This is a genomic window from Nocardioides sp., from assembly GCF_034670285.1.
Taxonomy (GTDB): Bacteria; Actinomycetota; Actinomycetes; order Propionibacteriales; family Nocardioidaceae; genus Nocardioides.
Window position 1 is genome coordinate 1 of record NZ_JAXMNS010000366.1, and the last position, 3,869, is coordinate 3,869.

6 protein-coding genes are annotated in these 3,869 nt (G+C 73.4%); 3 read left to right on the forward strand and 3 right to left on the reverse strand.

What is annotated here, in order from left to right; translation table 11 throughout:
• From VOI19_RS15900 to VOI19_RS15910, 3 genes are all read left to right on the forward strand, one after another.
• A partial coding sequence (locus VOI19_RS15900) for a DUF6457 domain-containing protein (RefSeq protein WP_323793942.1) occupies window positions 1–378 on the forward strand: 378 nt, incomplete at its 5' end.
• Window positions 375–1,349, forward strand: a complete 975-nt coding sequence (locus VOI19_RS15905; protein ID WP_323793943.1) for an NAD(P)H-quinone oxidoreductase — start codon at window positions 375–377, stop codon at window positions 1,347–1,349. The genes VOI19_RS15900 and VOI19_RS15905, both read left to right, overlap by 4 nt.
• Before the next feature lie 23 nt (window positions 1,350–1,372).
• Window positions 1,373–2,041, forward strand: a complete 669-nt coding sequence (locus VOI19_RS15910; RefSeq protein ID WP_323793944.1) for a bacterial proteasome activator family protein — start codon at window positions 1,373–1,375, stop codon at window positions 2,039–2,041.
• Between the two features lie 75 nt (window positions 2,042–2,116).
• Here the strand turns inward: VOI19_RS15910 and VOI19_RS15915 are convergent, their stop codons facing one another.
• From VOI19_RS15915 to VOI19_RS15925, 3 genes are all read right to left on the reverse strand, one after another.
• On the reverse strand, window positions 2,117–2,791 hold the full coding sequence (locus VOI19_RS15915; RefSeq protein ID WP_323793945.1) for a hypothetical protein: 675 nt from the start codon (window positions 2,789–2,791) through the stop codon (window positions 2,117–2,119).
• Window positions 2,792–2,795: 4 nt separating this feature from the next.
• The gene (locus VOI19_RS15920) at window positions 2,796–3,599 is read right to left on the reverse strand and encodes a Cof-type HAD-IIB family hydrolase (protein ID WP_323793946.1); all 804 of its coding nucleotides are present in this window, start codon (window positions 3,597–3,599) and stop codon (window positions 2,796–2,798) included.
• A 32-nt stretch (window positions 3,600–3,631) separates the two neighbouring features.
• Window positions 3,632–3,869, reverse strand: a 238-nt coding sequence (locus VOI19_RS15925; RefSeq protein WP_323793947.1) for a GNAT family protein, incomplete at its 5' end; no start/stop codon positions are given.

Consider the following 3,869-nt stretch of genomic DNA (forward strand, 5'->3'; position numbering starts at 1 on the left):
GAGTGGCCGCGGCTGGCAAGGCTGACCCCCGTGAACCTCCACGACTGGATCGACGAGCTCTGCGACGTGCTCGACCTGGACACCGAGGTCGACGAAGGTCTCGTCAACGACCTCTCCGACCTCGCCTACGACAACGTCGACCACGCGGCCGGCGCGGTGACGGCCTACCTGCTCGGGTACGCCGCCGGTGCCGGGGGTGCCGGCCCCGAGGCTGTCGAGCAGCTCGCCGCCAAGGCCCAGGAGCTCGCCGAGCGCTGGGACAAGCCGGTCCTCGCCGAGCCGGGTGAGCCGGCCGACACGGGCGGCTCCCTGGACGACGAGGGCGTCGAGCTCGGCTTCGACGTCGCTGCCGAGGACGAGGAAGAGGAAGAGGAATGAGGGCCGTCCACGCCGAGGGCACCGGCGGTCCCGAGGTCCTCTCGGTCCGCGAGGTCCCCGACGTCCAGCCCGGGCCCGGGGAGGTGGCGATCGAGGTGGTCGCGACCGCGGTCAACCGCGCCGACACCCTGCAGCGCCAGGGCCTCTACCCGCCCCCGCCGGGGGCGAGCGACGTCATCGGTCTGGAGTGCAGCGGTCGGATCGCGAGCCTGGGTGAGGGCGTCGAGGGCTGGTCGGTCGGCGACGAGGTCTGCGCCCTGCTGGCCGGGGGCGGCTACGCCTCGCGGGTCGTCGTGCCGGCCGGGCAGGTCATGCCCGTGCCCGACGGCATCGACCTGGTGAGCGCCGCCGCGCTGCCCGAGGTGGCGTGCACGGTCTGGTCGAACGTCTACATGGTCGCCGGGCTCCGCCCCGACGAGACCTTCCTGGTGCACGGCGGCGCGGGCGGCATCGGCACGTTCGCCATCCAGCTCGTCAGTGCGCTCGGCTCGCGGGTGCTGACCACCGGCGGCACGCCGGAGAAGCGCGCGTTCTGCGCCGATTTGGGGGCCGCGGTCACGATCGACTACCGCGAGGAGGACTTCGTCGAGGTCGCCCAGCGCGAGGAGGCCGGCGGCGTCGACGTCATCCTCGACAACATGGGCGCCGCCTACCTGGGGCGCAACGTCAAGGCCCTCGCCACCGAGGGCCGTCTGGTCATCATCGGGATGCAGGGTGGCATCAAGGGTGAGCTCAACATCGCCGCGCTCCTCAACAAGCGAGCCGCGGTGATCGCGACGTCGCTGCGCGGACGCCCCGAGGCCGGCAAGGCCGCGATCTGCGCGGCGGTCGTCGAGCACGTGTGGCCGCTGGTGGCCGCCGGCGCCGTACGACCGATCATCGACCGGGTCCTGCCGCTCGAGGAGGTCGCCGAGGCGCACCGGGTCATGGGCGAGGGGTCGCACACCGGGAAGATCCTGCTGACCCTCTGAGGGCGCCCGATAACGTGGCGTCCATGAGCGAGGAGCAGTCGACCCCCAGCAGCGATTCCAAAGCCCCCCAGGACCCCCAGGGCACCGAGGACGAGCAGCACATCACGATCATCGGCCCCGACGGGCAGCCGATCGGCACGGTCTCGGCCTCGGCGCTGGCAGCGCAGGGGGTCATCGGGTCGGACGACGGCGAGGACGGCGAGGACGACGGGAACGCCCGCGCGCTGAGCGACCTCGTCGAGCAGCCGGCCAAGGTGATGCGCGTCGGCAGCATGATCCGCCAGCTCCTCGAGGAGGTGAAGGCAGCGCCCCTCGACGAGGCCAGCCGCCTGCGCCTCAAGGAGATCCACCGCGCCTCGATCAAGGAGCTCGAGCAGGGCCTGGCCCCCGAGCTCGTCGAGGAGCTGGAGCGGCTCTCGCTCCCCTTCGCCGACGACGCGACGCCGTCCGAGGCCGAGCTGCGCATCGCCCAGGCCCAGCTCGTCGGGTGGCTCGAGGGGCTCTTCCACGGCATCCAGACCGCGATCTACGCCCAGCAGATGGCGGCGCGCGCCCAGTTCGAGCAGATCCGCAAGGCCCTGCCTCCCGGCGTCCAGATGCCTGCGGGCATGGAGCCGGCCGCCCCCGGCTCGGGCGCACCCTCCGGCGCCGGCAACGACGAGCACCACGGCACCGGGGGCATGTACCTCTGATCCGCACCGTCCCTTTTCGCTGAGTCGGCGCGAACTCGCGCCGACTCGGCGAAACCGGGTGGAGGTCAGGCGGTTTCAGGCTGAGCGGCGGTGGCTGCCCAGCCGCAGGGCCAGCACCCACGACAGGACGCCCACGAGCACCAGCGCCAGGCCGGGAGCGGCGGCGCGGTCGAAGGCTTGGGGCGACGCGGTCTCGGCGCAGGTCTCCTCGGCGATCGTCACGTCGCCGAGCACCTCGGTGGTCTCGGGGCAGGTGTAGCTGACGTCGGGGAACTCGACCTCGGGCTCGCTCGGCGTGGTCTCGATCGGGGAGCGCGGCTCGCCGTAGGAGTCGGCGACCTCGGCCACCCGGGCGTCGGTGGCGCGCAGCACGTTGCGGCAGCCATTGGCGACCAGCCGGGTGCCCTGACGGGTCAGCTTCCACAGGTAGAGCACCGAGCCCTTGGACTCCGGTCGGGTCGCGCACTCGCCGAAGCTGGTGGTCGTCTGCACCCGCACGCGCACCGATTCGATCGCGCTGTCGCCGTAGACCTCCTGCACCTGCACCGGGTAGGTGTAGCGGGCCGGACGGCCCACCTGGCCGGGCTCGCGCTCGACGCGCTCGATCTTGGCGGTGAAGACGTCGTCGGGGTCGGTCGCACCTCCCGGCGGGAGCGCGTGCGCGGTGCCGAGCGAGCCCACGGGCAGCAGCAGACCGCCGGCCAGGAGGGCGATCGCCACCGCGAGGGCGCGCACGAGTCGAGTGGTCACGGAGTCATTGCACCAGATCGTCAGGCAGCCCGACCAGTCGAGCCATCACCCGCGCGACGCCTTCGTCGTCGTTGGCATCGGCCGTGTGGTCGGCGGCGGCGAGCACGGCGGGGTGGGCGTTGGCGACGGCGTACGACCTTCCGACCCACCCCAGCATCGCCAGGTCGTTGGGCATGTCGCCGAACGCGACCGTGTCGGCGGCCGCCACCCCGAGGTCGTCGCAGAGCCGCGCGAGGGCCGCGGCCTTGGTGACGCCGGGCGCACTGATCTCGATGAGTCCGGCCATCGACCAGGTCGCCACGCCTCCCCCGCCGACGATCTCGGCGACGGTGGCGTGCACCTCGTCGGGGTTCGCGCCGTCGTGGCGCACGAGCAGCTTGAGGGCCGGCTCGTCCCAGACGTCGTCGAGCGTGCCGACCGGGCTCCCCGCCGGCACCCGGTGCGACTCGTGGAAGCCGGTCTCGAGCCGCAACCCGTCGAGGCACTCCACGGCGAACCGCGCCCCCGGCACGACCCCCCGCAGGCGCTCGACCAGGTCGAGGCCGGACGTCTGGTGCAACCCGTCGACCCGTCGTACGGCGCGCTCGGCGACGTCGTAGAGCACCGCGCCGTTGGAGACGATCGCGAGCCCGTGGGCGCCGACGACCTCCCACAGCGACTCCATCCAGCGCACCGGCCGACCGGTCACGAAGACGACCGGCACGCCCGCCTCCTCGACCGCGGCGAGCACCCGGCGCGTGGCGTCGGAGAGCGAGCCGTCCGAGCGCAGCAGGGTGCCGTCGAGGTCGGTGGCAATGAGTCCAGGCATTCCAGGCAACCCGGGCAGCCCGGGCCGGCTGCTCACGCCGTCGCCCGCGGCCCCGGAGCGCCGAGGGGCCGGCCCATGACGAGCTTGCCGTCCTCGGTGCTGCCGCGCAGGTCGGTGAACCCGGCGGCCGCGAGCACCCTCACGCCGGCGCGGTTGGCGGGCTCGACCGAGGCCCGCACGCGGACGCCGAGCGAGTCGGTGGCGGCGAGGAGCACCGCGAGCGCCTCGGTGACGAGTCCCCGGCCCCGCGCGGCCTCGACGAGGCCGTAG

Excerpts from the sequence above, each read along its gene's own strand:
- VOI19_RS15905 (WP_323793943.1), top strand. The coding sequence starts at position 375 with ATGAGGGCCGTCCACGCCGAGGGCACCGGCGGTCCCGAGGTCCTCTCG.
- VOI19_RS15920 (WP_323793946.1), bottom strand. The coding sequence starts at position 3,599 with ATGCCTGGACTCATTGCCACCGACCTCGACGGCACCCTGCTGCGCTCG.
- VOI19_RS15910 (WP_323793944.1), top strand. The coding sequence starts at position 1,373 with ATGAGCGAGGAGCAGTCGACCCCCAGCAGCGATTCCAAAGCCCCCCAG.